Below are 14235 nucleotides of genomic sequence, written 5' to 3' on the forward strand. Positions count from 1 at the left end.
TCACCGGCCAGGTCACTCGCTGTGCGAGCCGGCGGCGCGGACCATGTCCACGAAATACGCGTGCACGCGGTGGTCGCCGGTCAGCTCCGGATGGAACGAGGTCGCCAGCAGGTTGCCCTGACGGACCGCCACCACGTGCTCGGCGTCAGTGCCCTTGTACAGCGCGGCCAGGACCTCGACGCCCTCGCCGACCGACTCGACCCAGGGGGCGCGGATGAAGACCCCGTGCACCGGACCGCCGGACTCGGACAGGCCGGCGAAGTCGACGCCCTGCTCGAAGGACTCGTTCTGCCGCCCGAAGGCGTTGCGGCGCACGACCATGTCGATGCCGCCGACCGTCTCCTGGTCGTCGCGGCCGTCGAGGATCTTGTCCGCCAGCATGATCATGCCGGCGCAGGTCCCGTAGACCGGCATGCCGGCGGCGACGCGGGCGCGCAGCGGCTCCATCACGCCGAAGAGCAGCGCCAGCTTGGACATGGTGGTGGACTCGCCGCCGGGGATGACCAGCGCGTCGACCTCCGCCAGCTCCTCGGGACGGCGGACGGGGCGCGCCAGCGCGTCGGCCTCGGCCAGCGCGACCAGGTGCTCGCGCACGTCGCCCTGGAGGGCGAGGACACCGACGACGGGGGTGGAGCTGGACACGGGGACGACCTCTTCTTGACTGCTCGAAAGTCCGGGGAACCGGCGCGGGTAGGGGTGAACGGAGGGAGCCCCGCCCCAAGCGGGGACGGGGCTACCACACGGGACGAGCGGGGATTACCAGCCGCGGTTGGCGTAGCGCTCGGTCTCGGGCAGGGTGTCGCAGTTGATGCCGACCATGGCCTCGCCCAGGTTGCGGGAGGCGTCCGCGATGATCTTCGGGTCGTCGTAGAAGGTGGTGGCCTTCACGATGGCGGCGGCGCGCTTGGCCGGGTCGCCCGACTTGAAGATGCCGGAGCCGACGAAGACGCCCTCGGCGCCCAGCTGACGCATCAGCGCGGCGTCGGCCGGGGTGGCCACGCCGCCCGCGGAGAAGAGCACGACGGGGAGCTTGCCCAGCTCGGCGACCTCGGCGACCAGCTCGTACGGGGCGCGCAGCTCCTTGGCCGCGGCGTAGAGCTCGTTGTTGTCGCAGCCGCGCAGCTTGGCGATCTCGCCCTTGATCTGACGCAGGTGGCGGACGGCCTCGACCACGTTGCCGGTGCCGGCCTCGCCCTTGGAGCGGATCATGGCCGCACCCTCGGCGATGCGGCGCAGCGCCTCGCCCAGGTTGGTGGCGCCGCAGACGAACGGGGTGGTGAAGGCGAACTTGTCCGAGTGGTTGACCTCGTCGGCCGGGGTGAGCACCTCGGACTCGTCGATGTAGTCGACGCCGAGCGCCTGCAGCACCTGGGCCTCGACGAAGTGGCCGATACGCGACTTGGCCATGACCGGGATCGAGACCGCGCCGATGATCTCCTCGATCATGTTCGGGTCCGACATGCGGGCCACGCCGCCGTCCTTGCGGATGTCGGCGGGGACGCGCTCCAGGGCCATGACGGCCACGGCGCCCGCGTCCTCGGCGATCTTCGCCTGCTCGGCGTTGACCACGTCCATGATCACACCGCCCTTGAGCTGCTCGGCCATGCCACGCTTGACGCGGGCGGTGCCGACGGCAGGCTGGTCGGAGGTGAAGGGGGTGTTGGTGGACACGAATGACCTCACTGAAGACGCGGATTCGGTGCGATAAGCCCAATGGTAGGCCCGTATCGACCTTATCCGATGCTCCACCCGGTCCAGCGGGGCACCACGGACTCCTCCACTCCGTAGTACCCCGCCGGGCCGTTCGAGTGCGTAACGTACGTCAGCTGAGCCTGACCCGCGGGTCGAGCACCGCGTAGAGAAGGTCCACGACGATGTTGGCCACGACGATGAAGACCGCCGCCAGCAGCACCGTGGCGATGACCACCGGCTGATCCTCCCGGGTGACGGAGATGACGGCGAGCTGACCGAGCCCGGGCAGACCGAAGATCCGCTCGGTCACGATCGCGCCGCCGAGCAGCCCGGCGAGGTCGATGCCGAACTGCGTCACCGCCGGCGTGAGCGCCGCCCGCAGCGCATGCCGGACGGTGACCCGGCGCTTGGGCAGGCCTTTGGACCTGGCCGTCCGGATGTAGTCCTCCCCCAGCACCTCCAGCATCTGGCTGCGGGTGAGCCGGACGTAGGTGGCGGCGGTGATGAAGGCCAGCGCGAACCAGGGCAGCAGCAGGTGGTGCGCCCACTCCAGCGGGTCGTCGGTGATCCCGACGTAGCCGCTCGGCGGGAACCAGGCGAGCCCGGCCACGGTCAGCCGGAAGAAGAGGACGTTCAGCAGCAGGATGCCGATCAGGAACGAGGGCATCGAGACGCCGATCAGCGCGAAGATCGTGCCCCCGCGGTCCAGCAGCGTCCGCGGCCGCAGGGCCGAGAGCACACCGAGGGAGACCCCGCCGATCAGCCAGAGCACCGAGGCGCCCAGAGCCAGGGAGAGGGTGGGCGGCAGGGCGTTCGAGAGCAGCTTGGCGACCGGCTCGGAGTTGTAGTACGAGTAGCCGAGATTGCCGTGCACCAGCCGGTCGAGGAAGTGCCAGTACTGGACCTGGAGCGGCTGGTCCAGGCCCAACTGCTGGCTGACCAGCTGGACCTGCTGCGCGGAGCAGAGCCGTCCGCAGATCTGCCGGGCCACGTTGTTCGGGGCCACGAAGAAGATCCCGAAGGTGAACAGGCTGATCAGCCAGAGCACCAGGACTCCGGAGAGCAGCCGTCGGATGAGGTACCGCAGCATCGTCGAGCCTCCCGCTCAGTCCTGGAACAGACGCCCGGCGCGCGGGTCCAGCGCGTCGCGGACCCCGTCCCCGAGCAGGTTGAAGGCCAGCGTCGTCAGCAGCAGCGCCAGTCCGGGGAAGAGCGGGAACCACCAGGCGACCTGGTAGAAGTCCTGCGAGTCGCTGAGCATGTTGCCCCAGGTCGGGGTCGGCAGCGGGACGCCGAGTCCGAGGAACGACAGCGTCGCCTCGAAGACGACGGCGATCGGGATCAGCAGCGTGGTGTAGACGATCACCGGGGCGAGCAGATTGGGCAGCACGTCGACGAACATGATCCGCAGGTCGCCCGCGCCGAGCGAGCGCGCCGACTCGATGTACTCCTTCTCCCTGATGGAGAGCGTCTGCCCGCGCACGATGCGCCCGACCGCCGCCCAGGAGAAGAAGGCGATGACGAAGACGGACAGCGCGAGGCTGCTGCCGTAGATCGAGACCAGGGCGATCGCGAACAGCAGGAAGGGGAAGGAGAGCACCACGTCCATCGCCCGGGACAGGAAGCTGTCCACCGCTCCGCCGAAGTACCCGGCGGCCAGGCCCACCAGCACGCCGATGGCGATCGCCATCAGCGTCGAGGCGACGCCGACCAGCAGCGAGATCCGGCTGCCGTAGATGACGCGGACCAGGATGTCGCGGCCGAGGTTGTCGGTGCCCAGCAGGTGGCGGCCGTTCGGGGCGACGGGCAGACCGTCGACGGTGATCCCGTGGTCGCGGTCCTGGTCGGCCGGGCCGTAGCCGATCAGATGGGCCAGCAGCGGAGCGCTGAGCGCGACCACCACCAGCAGCAGGATGAAGACGGCGGAGATCATCGCGGCCCGGTCCTTGCGCAGGTGCAGCCAGGCGAGCTGCCAGGGGCTGCGCCCCTCGATGCCCGTTGCGCTGGGGGACTCGGCACCGGCGGTCGGCGTAAGAGCCGTGTCGGCACTCATGAGGCGCGCTCCTCCTCGGGGATGGTCGCGGTCACCCGGGTCAGGTCCTCACCCGGCTCGACCGGGAAGTGACAGGCCGTCAGGTGCGAGTCCGGGTCGCCCGCACGGGCGACCAGCGGCGGGGCCTGCTCCACGCAGACCAACTGCGCCTTGGGGCAGCGCGGGTGGAAGCGGCAGCCGGTCGGCGGGTTGATCGGCGAGGGCACGTCGCCGGCCAGCACGATCCGCTGCCGGGCCGCGGACTGGTCGGGGTCGGCCACGGAGGCCGCCGAGAGCAGGGCGTTGGTGTAAGGGTGGCGCGGACTGCTGTGCAGGTCCTCCGAGTCGGCCAGCTCCACCACCTGCCCGAGGTACATCACCGCGATCCGGTCGCTCACGTGCCGTACCACGGACAGGTCGTGGCTGATGAACACGTAGGTGAGGCCGAACTCGTGCTGCAGGTCGTCGAGCAGGTTGATGACCTGCGCCTGGATCGACACGTCCAGGGCGGAGACCGGCTCGTCGGCGACGATCAGGCTGGGCCGCAGCGCGAGCGCGCGCGCGACGCCGATGCGCTGCCGCTGGCCGCCGGAGAAGTCGGCGGGGAACCGGTTGTAGTGCTCGGGGTTGAGGCCCACGAGCTCCATCAGCTCTTGGACCTTGCCCTTGCGCTCGCCGCGCTCCCCCTCGTCGTGGATGGCGAAGGGGTCGCCGATGATCGAGCCGACCCGGCGGCGCGGGTTGAGCGAGCCGTAGGGGTCCTGGAAGATCATCTGCATCCGGCGCCGGTAGGGCCTGACCTGGGTCCGGCTCAGCCTGGTGATGTCGTCGCCCTCGAACACGATCTGCCCGGAGGTGAGTTCGTGCAGCCGGGTGATGCAGCGCGCCAGCGTGGACTTCCCGCATCCGGTCTCGCCGACCAGGCCCAGCGTCTCGCCGCGCCGCACCTGGAGGTTGACGCCCTCGACGGCGTGGACCCTGCCGATCTCGCGCTTGAAGATGATGCCCTGCTTGATCGGGAAGTACTTGACCGCGTCGCGTATCTCGACCAGCGGCTCGGAGACGTCGCGCGGCGACGCCTCCTTCCGCATGGAGGGAACCGTGGGTGACTGGTCGTCGGTCATGCCGCGCCTCCCTGAAGTGCCGTCCTGCCGAGCGCACTGGCCGCGCGGCGTCCCTCCTTGGCCTCCTCCGACGCGCCCAGCAGATGGCCGGGCAGCCAGCAGGCGGAGGTGTGGCCCTCGCCGTCGTCGACGGGCTGCAGATCGGGCTGCTCCTGGCTGCACCGGTCCATCGCGAAGGCGCAGCGCGGGTGGAAGGCGCAACCCGAAGGCAGCCTGATCAGGCTCGGCGGCTGGCCGCTGATCGGCCGAAGCCGGTCGCCGGCCGCGCTGGAGGACGGGATCGACTCCAACAGGCCGTTGGTGTAAGGGTGGTGAGGGCGGTAGTAGAGTCCGCGGCGGTCCGCCCGCTCGGCGGCCCGGCCCGCGTACATCACCAGCACCTCGTCGGCCAGACCGGCGATCACCCCGAGGTCGTGGGTGATCATGATCAGCGCCATGCCGTTCTCCTGCTGGAGCCGGAGCAGCAGATCCAGGATCTGCGCCTGCACGGTGGCGTCCAGCGCGGTGGTCGGCTCGTCGGCGATGACCAGCTTGGGGTTGAGGGCCAGGGCCATGGCGATCAGCGCGCGCTGGCGCATGCCGCCGGAGAACTGGTGCGGGTAGTCGTCCACGCGGCGCTCGGGCTGCGGGATGCCGACCATCCCGAGCAGGTCGATCGCGCGACGCCTGGCCACGGCCTTGCCGACCTGCTCGTGGGCGCGGATCATCTCCACGATCTGCCAGCCCACCTTGTAGAGCGGGTGCAGGCTGGAGAGCGGGTCCTGGAAGATCGCGGCCATCTGGGCGCCGCGCAGCTCGCGGAGTTCCTGCTCGCCCATGGTGAGCAGGTCCTGGCCGGCGAACCTGGCGCCGCCGCTGACCTTGGCGCCGGTGGTGAGGCCGAGCAGCGTCTGGGTGCAGACGCTCTTGCCCGATCCTGACTCGCCGACGATGCCGAGGGTCTGGCCGGCGTCCAGTTCGAAGGAGACCCCTCGAACCGCCTGGACTTCTCCGTCGACGGTTCGGAAGGACACATGGAGGTCCGAGACCTCGAGAAGCTTCATCGCGCCTCACAGCTGGGGAGTCAGGCGGTGCGGAGAACCCAGCCGGGGGGATCACGGCCGGGTGGGCCTGCGGGACCCGCCCGGCACGGGGTCACCGTGCCGGGCGGGTCGGGGTGGCGTGGGCCAGGACGCCTCCGTCCGGGCCCTCACCGCTGTCAGCTGCCGCCGGTGAGCCACGCCTCGGTGACGTCGTAACTCTGCGAGAACGACTCGAAGATGGCGTTGTGCACCCGGTCCGACCGGAACACCGGGTCGCTCTGCGACTGGAACGGGATGATCGCCGCGATGGACATCAGCTGCTGGTCGGCCTTGTGCCAGATCGGCGCGGCGGCCGTCGCGTCGGGCGCGGCCAGCGCCTGGTCGATCAGCGCGTTGGTGGTCGCGTCGTTGACGTCGCCCCAGTCGGTGGAACCCGGGCCGTAGGCGCGGCCGTCGAAGAGCGGCTGGATGGTGGCGCGGCCGTTGTTGCCGAACCAGTCCGGGATCCAGCCGGGCTCACTGATGTCCCAGTTGCCCGCCGCGGACGACTTCGGGTCGTTGAGGTACTTGCCGTAGTAGTCGCCGCCCGAGACCGAGATGATCTGGGTGGTGACGCCGCAGGCCTTGAAGTCGGCCTGGATGGACTGGGCCACCGCCGGGTGCTTGCCCGAGTTGCGGGCCAGGTCCTTCAGCACCAGGCCGTTCGGGTAACCGGCCGCCGCCAGCATCGACTTGCACTTGGCCGGGTCGCCCTTGCTGTCGGGCGTCGCGTACGGGTCGTACTTCTCGTAGCCGACGCTGCCGGGCGGGATGATCTGGCCCAGCGGGGTGTTCAGCGAGGGACCGCCGTAGATCTGGCCCAGCGCGACCTTGTCGACCGCGTACTCCAGCGCCTGCCGGACGGCCGGCTTGGCCAGCGCGCTGTTGCTGTTGGGGCTCTGGAAGTTGAAGATCAGGAACGGGTTGCTGACCCCGGAGGTGTAGATGCCGAGGCGCGCGTCCTTGGTCGCCTTCAGCGCCGGGACGTTGGCGGTCGGCACCGTGGTGTCGAACTCCATGTCCGCCGCGCCGGCCTGGATCTGCTGCTGGACGGCGGCCTCGTCCTGGCCCTCGGTGACCTGGATGTGGTCGACGTAGGCGTCACGGACCGGGTCGGACGCCTTGGTCCAGGCCGGGTTCCGGTCGAGCTTGATCGACTGGTTGGCCGTGTACGAGACGATCTGGTACGGGCCGTCCGAGATCGTGTGGGACCGGAAGTTCGCGTCGTCCGGCAGGTACGCCAGGTACTCCTGCGGCGCGGGCGAGGAGAACGGCATCGCCAGGATGTTGACGAAGTCGTTGGCCGGCTTGACCAGCGTGAATTTCACCGTGTTCGCGTCCACGGCGGTGACGCCGGAGATGTCGTGGCCGGTGATGTAGGTCTTGATGTCCGCGATGGTGGGCTTCACCTTGGCGAAGCCGTCGCAGTACTCCTTGAAGCCCGCGATCACGCCCGCGTAGTAGCCCAGCGCGCCGACCGCGTTCGGCGTCGGGTTGCAGAGCCGCTTCATGCCCAGCACCTCGTCCTGCGCGGTGATCGCGCGGGCGGGCGTGGTGTTCCACATCGCGTCGGGACGCAGGTGGATCGTGTAGGTCAGACCGTCGGCGCTGATGCCGCCGTTCGCCTGGGTCGGCAGCTCGGTGGCGAGGTCGGCGACCAGGGTGTTCGCCTTGGTCGAGTCCGTCGACGCGGGATAGGTGAACAGCTGCCGGGAGTACGCACGCTCGATGGTGTACGTCGCGGCGTAGTACGCGCTGGCGGTGTCGAGGTGGTCGACATCGCCGCTGCCGACCAGCTTCAGCGTTCCGCCCTTGGCGGGCGTGCCGCCCGCGTTGACGTTCGCTGCGTTGGCGTCAGCTGCGCCGCTCTGCTTCGGGCCGGGATTGTTGCTGCTTGACGTACATCCGGCGGCGGCGAGCGCGAGGCCGACGATGACGGCTCCGGCAGCCAGACTGCGGGACTTGCGGGCCATGTGGTGCGCCTCCTGCGATCGAGGACAGATGTCGATGCACAAGTGGCGCCGTGGGGGCGGTCGAACAGGGCGGCCTCCGGGCAGACGGATGCCTGCCCCATGGCCGGAGCCTCCGCTCTGGGTCCACGACGTCGCGGTGTCTCCTGTGAGGCACCGTCAGTAATCTCCTGGCCGACGTGGGTTCTGTCCACAGCGCGGAAGCCATCGCAATCATGGTGTTATCTGATCGATTGCATATGACACCCCTTCAGGTGCGGACACGCTCCAGTGTGGTGGGGGCCTCGTCGTCCATCTCGAAGGCCAACGGGAACGGGGCGCGCCCCGCCAACCGGAACAGCCGGACGATGCGGTGTCGCCTCACGGCGCGCGCCGCGCGCACGGAGTCGTTGTGGAAGCGCCGCGCCATCGGCACCCGGCGGACCGCCTCCCCCAGATCCGCGAGGGCCTCCGGCCCACCGGGCAGCGCGACCAGTTCGTCCACCTGCTCCTGCTCGGCGAAGACGGCGCGCAGCGCCTGCGAGAGGTCGCTCTCGGCCACCTCCCGCGCCTCGGGCGACGCGGTCCTGGCGGCGTGGGACGCCTGGTACAGCACGATCGACGACGCCGGGTCCAGCAGCGTGGACGTCGCCAACTCCTGCGCGCCGGAGGCGCGCCGCAGCAGCTGCGCGTCGAGCGCGGCCCGCGCGGCGTCGATCCGCGCGTGCAGCCGGTCGAGCCGGCCCGCGGTCCAACTCAGGTACAGCCCGACGGCGACGACGGCGAGGACGATCCAGATCCAGGTGCTCACGAGTGGTGACCCTATCCACCCCGTACGGGGCTCGAAGTGAGGCGCGATTCAGTTGCACCCCCAGGGGCGCGTTCTGCCGGCGAGGAACCAGGCAGTACCCCAGGGGCGCGAGGAACTGCGCGAGAAACCACCCGGGGCGGACGGCCCTGCTGGATGCGGACCCACCGCACGCGGGTGGCTTGTCGCGCAGTTCCTCGCGCCCCTGGGGTGCAACTGACCCTTTGTCGGGAGGCTAGTCGCGGGCGAGGCCGAGGCGGGTGCGCCAGGTGGAGGAGGGCTCGAGGTCGGTGACCGCGGCCGCGCCCTGGGTGACGGTTTCGTAGACGGCCAGGATGTCCGCGCCCACCGTGGACCAGTCGAAACGGCGGACGTGACGCGAGCCCGTGTCGCTCAGCGCCTCGCGCCGCTTCGGGTCGCCCAACAGCCGCAGGGTGACCTCCGCCAGCGCGGACGCGTCCTCCACCGGGAAGAGCTCGCCGCTCGAACCGCCGTCCAGCACCTGCCGGAAGGCGTCCAGATCGCTGGCGACCACCGGCGCGCCCGCCGACAGCGCCTCGACCAGGATGATGCCGAAGCTCTCGCCGCCGGTGTTCGGCGCCACGTACAGCGTGACGCTCCGCAGCAGACGTGCCTTCTCCTCGTCGGAGACCATGCCGAGGAAGGTGATCCGGTCCCTGACCGCCTGCGGCAGGTCCTTGACCGCCTCCTCCTCGTCGCCCTTGCCGGCGACCAGCAGCCGGACCGCCGGGCGCTCCGCCAGGATCGCCGGGAGAGCCTCCAGCAGGGTCGGCAGACCCTTCCTCGGCTCGTTGATCCGGCCGACGAAGCCGATCGTCTCCCCCTGCCACTCGGGGCGGGGCTCCGCGCTCGAGAAGAACCCCACGTCCACCCCGTTGGGGATGACCACCGCGTCGCCACCCAGATGCTCGACCAAGGTCGTGCGGGCGTACTCGCTCACCGCGATCCGCGCGGAGATCTTCTCCAGCGCCGGCTGCAGGATCGGCTCCGCCGCGATCATCGCCCGCGACCGCGGGTTGGAGGTGTGGAAGGTGGCCACGATGGGGCCGGACGCGGCCCAGCAGGCGAGCAGCGAGAGGCTCGGGGTGGCCGGTTCGTGGATGTGCAGGACCTCGAAGCGGCCCTCGTGCAGCCAGCGCCGGACCCGCGCGGCGGAGAGGAAGCCGAAGTTCAGCCGGGCCACCGAGCCGTTGTAGGGCACCGGGACCGCGCGGCCCGCCGAGGTGACGTACGGCGGCAGGGGGGTGTCGTCGTCGGCCGGGGCCAGCACGGAGACCTCGTGGCCGAGGCCGATCAGGTGCTCGGCGAGGTCGCGGACGTGGAACTGGACGCCGCCGGGGACGTCCCAGGCGTAGGGGCAGACGATGCCGATTCTCACGCCTGGGCCTCCACGGCTTCGGTGGGCGGGTCGAGCGGTTCACGCGGTTCCACCGGCTCGCGCGGCTCGAGGTCGGCGAGCCAGAAACGCTGCAGCATGTGCCAGTCCTTCGCGTGCTCGCGCACGCCCTCGGCCCAGACGTCGGCCATGGCCTGGGTCATCGCCGCGGTCTTCTCGCGGCGGCTGCCGTGCTCGGGGACCTGGATCTCCTCGTGGACGCAGCCCTTCATGGTCTTCGTCCCGTCGTACCAGAGGGTGACCGGCAGCAGCGCGGCCCCCGTCTGCTGGGCGAGCGCGGCCGGACCGGCCGGCATCCGCGTCGCCGCGCCCTGGAACTGGACCTCGACTCCGGAGGCGGACAGGTCGCGGTCGCCGACCAGGCAGACCAGCTTGCCCGCACGCAGCCGCTTGGCCAGCGTGGCCAGCGTGTTGGCGCCGCCGGTCAGCGGCAGCACCTCCATGCCCAGCCCCTCGCGGTAGGCGACGAAGGCGTCGAACAGCTTCTCCGGCTTCAGCCGCTCGGCGACCGTGGTGAACGGGTAGCCGCGGGCCACCACCCAGGCCCCCGCCAGGTCCCAGTTGCCCATGTGCGGCAGCGCCAGGATCACGCCGCGGCCGGAGGCGAGCGTGTCGTCCAGCCGCTCGATGTGCGCGGGGTCGAACGAGGCGGTGACCTTGTCCTGGCTCCAGACCGGCATCCGGAAGGACTCGCACCAGTAGCGCAGGTAGGACCGCATGCCCTCGCGGCTGAGCCGGCGGATCGCCGGGTCGTCCAGCTCGGGACGGACCCGGCGCAGGTTGGACTCGAGCCGCAGCACGCTCTTGCCCCGTCGCCTCCAGGCGACGTCGGCGATCCGCGCGAAGAGCGCGTCGGCGGCGGGCTCGGGCAGGCGCTTCACCAGGCCCCAGCCGGTCGCGTACGCGGCGTAGGTCAGCTGCTCCTTCACTGCACGGTCTCCCCTGTCCCGGTGGTCGGATTCAGCGCGACCAGCTCGGCCGCCTCGCGTCGGACGGTGAGGATTCGCTGGAAGCAGGTGACCAGGCTGCCCGCCGCTACGGCCCACAGGGCGATCGGCAGCAGCCACTGGATGCCGGGCACGCCGAACTGGTGCAGCCCGGCCAGGCCGGCCGCGACCAGGGTGCCGACCAGCCGCTCGGCGCGCTCGACCAGGCCCGAGACGTCACACTTGAGGCCAAGACTCTCCGCGCGCGCCTTGGTGTAGGAGACCACCTGGCCGCTGGCCAGGCAGAACAGCGCCACGGCGCAGAGCAGCAGGTTGTCGCCGTTGCCCGCGTACCACATGGCGATGCCGCCGAAGATCGCGCTGTCGGCGACGCGGTCCAGCGTGGAGTCCAGGAAGGCGCCCCAGGGCCCGGAGCGTCCCGCCTGGCGGGCCATGTTGCCGTCGACCAGGTCGGAGAAGACGAAGGCGGTGATGACGATGGTGCCCCAGAAGAAGCTGCCGCGCGGGAAGAAGATCAGCGCTCCGGCCACCACCCCGGCGGTGCCGACCAGGGTGACCGCGTCCGGGCTCACGCCCTTGCGCAGCAGGAAGGCCGCGAGAGGCGTGAAGACGCGGGTGAAGAAGGCTCGGGCGTATTTGTTGAGCATGGGTCTGCCGACCGCTCCGTTTCCTGAGATGGCCAGGCCGCGTTCCTGCTGCCACAAGAGGCGTGCGCACATTGTCCAGTCGTGCGCCATGCTATCGGGCCTACTGAGCCTGACCGGCGTATGGACCTGCGGCGAACACGGTGGGAGGCTCCAAAGTACCGCGGGTGACCGACGTCACATTCCGGCTTCCGGATTCACCCGGCGCGGCCCCGTGGCGTCTCTGCAGCGCGCACGCGGGAGGAGATAAGGATCATGGGCGAGAGGCAGCACACACCAGCGGGAGCCGCCGGCAGGGCGCCGTCGGCCGACCGGCCCGAACAGATCAGGAACGTGGTGCTGGTCGGCCACAGCGGTGCGGGAAAGACCACGATCGCCGAGACCCTCGCCCTGGCCACCGGGGCGATCAACCGGGCCGGGCGGGTGCAGGACGGCACGACCGTCTCCGACTACGACGAGATCGAGCACCGCACGCAGCGCTCGGTCCAACTCTCCCTCGTCCCGCTGGAACACGCGGGATTCAAGATCAACCTGCTGGACACGCCCGGCTACGCCGACTTCACCGGCGAGCTGCGCGCCGGGCTGCGGGCCGCTGACGCCGCGCTCTTCGTGGTCCCCGCGAACGAGCCCATCGACGGCGCCACCCGCGGCCTGTGGGACGAGTGCGCGGCCGTGAACATGCCCCGGGCGCTGCTGGTCACCAAGCTGGACGCGCCCCAGGCCGACTTCGCGGCCACGGTCGAGCGCTGCCGCGAGGCGTTCGCGCCGGAGTCGCCGGACTCCGTCCTGCCGCTCTACCTCCCGCTGCGCTGGGGAGACCTCGGACCGGACGGCGAGCGCCACGTATCCGGCCTGGTCGGCCTGCTGAGCCGGCACTCCTACGACTACGCGAGCGGCAAGCGCATCGAGCGCGACATCGACGCGGAGCTGGCCGCCGAGGTGGACCCGGCCAGGGAGCAGCTGATCGAGGCGGTCATCACCGAGAGCGAGGACGAGTCCCTGATGGACCGCTACCTCGGCGGCGAGGCCATCGACACCAAGACCGTCATCGACGACCTGGAGAGCGCCGTCGCCCGCGGCCACTTCCACCCGGTGCTCGCGGCGATGCCGCCCGCGGAGGGCTCGCGCGAGGGCCTGGGCACGGCGGAGCTGCTGGAGCTGATCACCTCGGCCTTCCCCTCCCCCGTCGAGCACCCGATGCCGGTCCCCGACGGCGAGACCGGCCTGGCCTGCGACCCCGAGGGACCACTGGCGGCGCAGGTGCTCAAGGTCACCAGCGACCCGTACGTCGGCCGGCTGACCCTGTGCCGGATCTTCTCCGGCACGCTGCGGCCGGACGGCCAGGTGCACGTCGGCGAGGTGGACGAGCGCGTCGGCGCGCTGAGTTCGCCCTTCGGCAAGACGCTGCGCCCGGTCGCGCAGGCCGTGGCCGGGGACATCGTCTGCGTGGCGAAGCTCTCCCACGGTGCGACCGAGGACACCCTCAGCCAGCCGGGCCGCCTGGTCGGCCTCGGCCACTGGGACCTGCCTGAGCCGCTGCTGCCGGTCGCCATCACGGCGCACAGCAAGGCGGACGAGGACAAGCTCTCGCAGGCCCTGGGCCGGCTCTGCGCGGAGGACCCGACCCTGCGCCTGGAGCAGAACCAGGAGACCCACCAGCTGGTGCTGTGGTGCCTGGGCGAGGCCCACGCCGACGTCCTGCTGGACCGCCTGCGCGGACGCTTCGGCGTGCAGATCGACACCGTCGACTACGTGGTCCCCTTCCGCGAGACCATCGCCGCGCCGACGACGGCGCGCGGCCGCCACGTCAAGCAGTCCGGCGGCCACGGTCAGTACGCGATCTGCGAGATCCAGGTCGAGCCGCTGCCGACGGGCAGCGGGTTCGAGTTCGTCGACAAGGTCGTGGGCGGAGCGGTGCCGCGGCAGTTCATCCCCTCGGTCGAGAAGGGCGTCCGCGCCCAGCTGGCCCGCGGGGTGGCGGCGGGCTTCCCGGTGGTCGACGTCAGGGTCACCCTGCTGGACGGCAAGGCCCACTCCGTGGACTCCTCTGACGCGGCGTTCCAGACGGCGGGCGCGCTGGCACTGCGCGAGGCGGCGACGGGCAACGTCCGGCTCCTGGAGCCGGTGGCCGAGGTGCACGTCCTGGTCCCCGACGACTACGTGGGAAACGTCCTCAGCGACCTCTCCGGCCGCCGCGGCCGCGTCCTCGGCACGGAGCCTGTCGGCTCGGGCGGCCGCACGGTCGTCCACGCGGAGGTCCCGGAACTGGAGATCGTCCGCTACGCCGTCGACCTCCGCTCCCTCAGCCACGGCGGCGGTAGCTTCACCCGCGCGTACGCGCGGCACGAGCCCCTGCCGGAATCGATCGCCACGAAGGTGTTCAAGGCCGCCGAGAAGTAGTCGCACCGTCGGAGGCACGAACCCCTGAGCGGAGGGCCAGGTGCACCACCTCAGGGGCGCGGGGAACTGCGCGACAAGCCACGGACCTGCGGATGGTCCTCACTGAACAGGGCCGTCCGCACCGGGTGGTTGCCGGCGCAGTTCCCCGCGCCCCTGGTGGT

The 14235-nt window shown here is 70.8% G+C and carries 12 protein-coding genes; 1 reads left to right on the top strand and 11 read right to left on the bottom strand.

The genetic code is table 11. From position 1 onward, the window contains the following. Window positions 1-12: 12 nt before the first annotated feature. From pdxT to pgsA, 11 genes are all read right to left on the bottom strand, one after another. Complete coding sequence (gene pdxT, locus BS83_RS29485; RefSeq protein ID WP_037606494.1) at window positions 13-642, bottom strand: pyridoxal 5'-phosphate synthase glutaminase subunit PdxT; 630 nt, start codon at window positions 640-642, stop codon at window positions 13-15. Window positions 643-756: 114 nt separating this feature from the next. Further along, window positions 757-1671 (bottom strand): pyridoxal 5'-phosphate synthase lyase subunit PdxS, encoded by a 915-nt coding sequence (pdxS, locus tag BS83_RS29490; RefSeq protein ID WP_037606495.1) that lies wholly within the window; start codon window positions 1669-1671, stop codon window positions 757-759. Window positions 1672-1822: 151 nt separating this feature from the next. Beyond that, window positions 1823-2782, bottom strand: a complete 960-nt coding sequence (locus tag BS83_RS29495) for an ABC transporter permease (RefSeq protein ID WP_037606496.1) — start codon at window positions 2780-2782, stop codon at window positions 1823-1825. 15 nt (window positions 2783-2797) lie between these two features. Further along, window positions 2798-3745 (bottom strand): ABC transporter permease, encoded by a 948-nt coding sequence (locus BS83_RS29500; RefSeq protein WP_051944281.1) that lies wholly within the window; start codon window positions 3743-3745, stop codon window positions 2798-2800. After that, on the bottom strand, window positions 3742-4848 hold the full coding sequence (locus BS83_RS29505) for an ABC transporter ATP-binding protein (protein WP_084714296.1): 1107 nt from the start codon (window positions 4846-4848) through the stop codon (window positions 3742-3744). Before BS83_RS29505 ends, BS83_RS29500 begins: the two co-directional genes overlap by 4 nt. Further along, a complete protein-coding gene (locus BS83_RS29510; RefSeq protein WP_037606497.1) occupies window positions 4845-5891 on the bottom strand; it encodes an ABC transporter ATP-binding protein in 1047 nt (348 codons plus the stop codon). The genes BS83_RS29505 and BS83_RS29510 overlap by 4 nt, the downstream gene beginning before the upstream one ends. A gap of 155 nt (window positions 5892-6046) precedes the next feature. After that, a complete protein-coding gene (locus tag BS83_RS29515) occupies window positions 6047-7882 on the bottom strand; it encodes an ABC transporter substrate-binding protein (protein WP_051944283.1) in 1836 nt (611 codons plus the stop codon). 247 nt (window positions 7883-8129) lie between these two features. Then, complete coding sequence (locus BS83_RS29520) at window positions 8130-8669, bottom strand: hypothetical protein (protein WP_084714299.1); 540 nt, start codon at window positions 8667-8669, stop codon at window positions 8130-8132. 232 nt (window positions 8670-8901) lie between these two features. After that, the gene (locus BS83_RS29525; protein WP_037606499.1) at window positions 8902-10065 is read right to left on the bottom strand and encodes a glycosyltransferase family 4 protein; all 1164 of its coding nucleotides are present in this window, start codon (window positions 10063-10065) and stop codon (window positions 8902-8904) included. Continuing rightward, on the bottom strand, window positions 10062-11012 hold the full coding sequence (locus tag BS83_RS29530; RefSeq protein WP_051944285.1) for a phosphatidylinositol mannoside acyltransferase: 951 nt from the start codon (window positions 11010-11012) through the stop codon (window positions 10062-10064). Before BS83_RS29530 ends, BS83_RS29525 begins: the two co-directional genes overlap by 4 nt. Beyond that, window positions 11009-11677: a phosphatidylinositol phosphate synthase gene (pgsA, locus tag BS83_RS29535; protein WP_051944287.1), complete on the bottom strand. Its 669-nt coding sequence runs from the start codon at window positions 11675-11677 to the stop codon at window positions 11009-11011. The genes BS83_RS29530 and pgsA overlap by 4 nt, the downstream gene beginning before the upstream one ends. A gap of 252 nt (window positions 11678-11929) precedes the next feature. On the opposite strand from pgsA, the gene BS83_RS29540 reads away from it, so the two are divergent. Beyond that, complete coding sequence (locus tag BS83_RS29540; RefSeq protein ID WP_037606501.1) at window positions 11930-14074, top strand: elongation factor G-like protein EF-G2; 2145 nt, start codon at window positions 11930-11932, stop codon at window positions 14072-14074. Window positions 14075-14235 lie beyond the last annotated feature (161 nt).

Origin of the sequence: Streptacidiphilus rugosus AM-16, assembly GCF_000744655.1 — a bacterium.
Lineage (GTDB): Bacteria > Actinomycetota > Actinomycetes > Streptomycetales > Streptomycetaceae > Streptacidiphilus > Streptacidiphilus rugosus.

Excerpts from the sequence above, each read along its gene's own strand:
- BS83_RS29495 (WP_037606496.1), bottom strand. The coding sequence starts at position 2,782 with ATGCTGCGGTACCTCATCCGACGGCTGCTCTCCGGAGTCCTGGTGCTC.
- BS83_RS29510 (WP_037606497.1), bottom strand. The coding sequence starts at position 5,891 with ATGAAGCTTCTCGAGGTCTCGGACCTCCATGTGTCCTTCCGAACCGTC.
- BS83_RS29540 (WP_037606501.1), top strand. The coding sequence starts at position 11,930 with ATGGGCGAGAGGCAGCACACACCAGCGGGAGCCGCCGGCAGGGCGCCG.
- BS83_RS29500 (WP_051944281.1), bottom strand. The coding sequence starts at position 3,745 with ATGAGTGCCGACACGGCTCTTACGCCGACCGCCGGTGCCGAGTCCCCC.
- BS83_RS29505 (WP_084714296.1), bottom strand. The coding sequence starts at position 4,848 with ATGACCGACGACCAGTCACCCACGGTTCCCTCCATGCGGAAGGAGGCG.
- BS83_RS29515 (WP_051944283.1), bottom strand. The coding sequence starts at position 7,882 with ATGGCCCGCAAGTCCCGCAGTCTGGCTGCCGGAGCCGTCATCGTCGGC.
- pgsA (WP_051944287.1), bottom strand. The coding sequence starts at position 11,677 with ATGCTCAACAAATACGCCCGAGCCTTCTTCACCCGCGTCTTCACGCCT.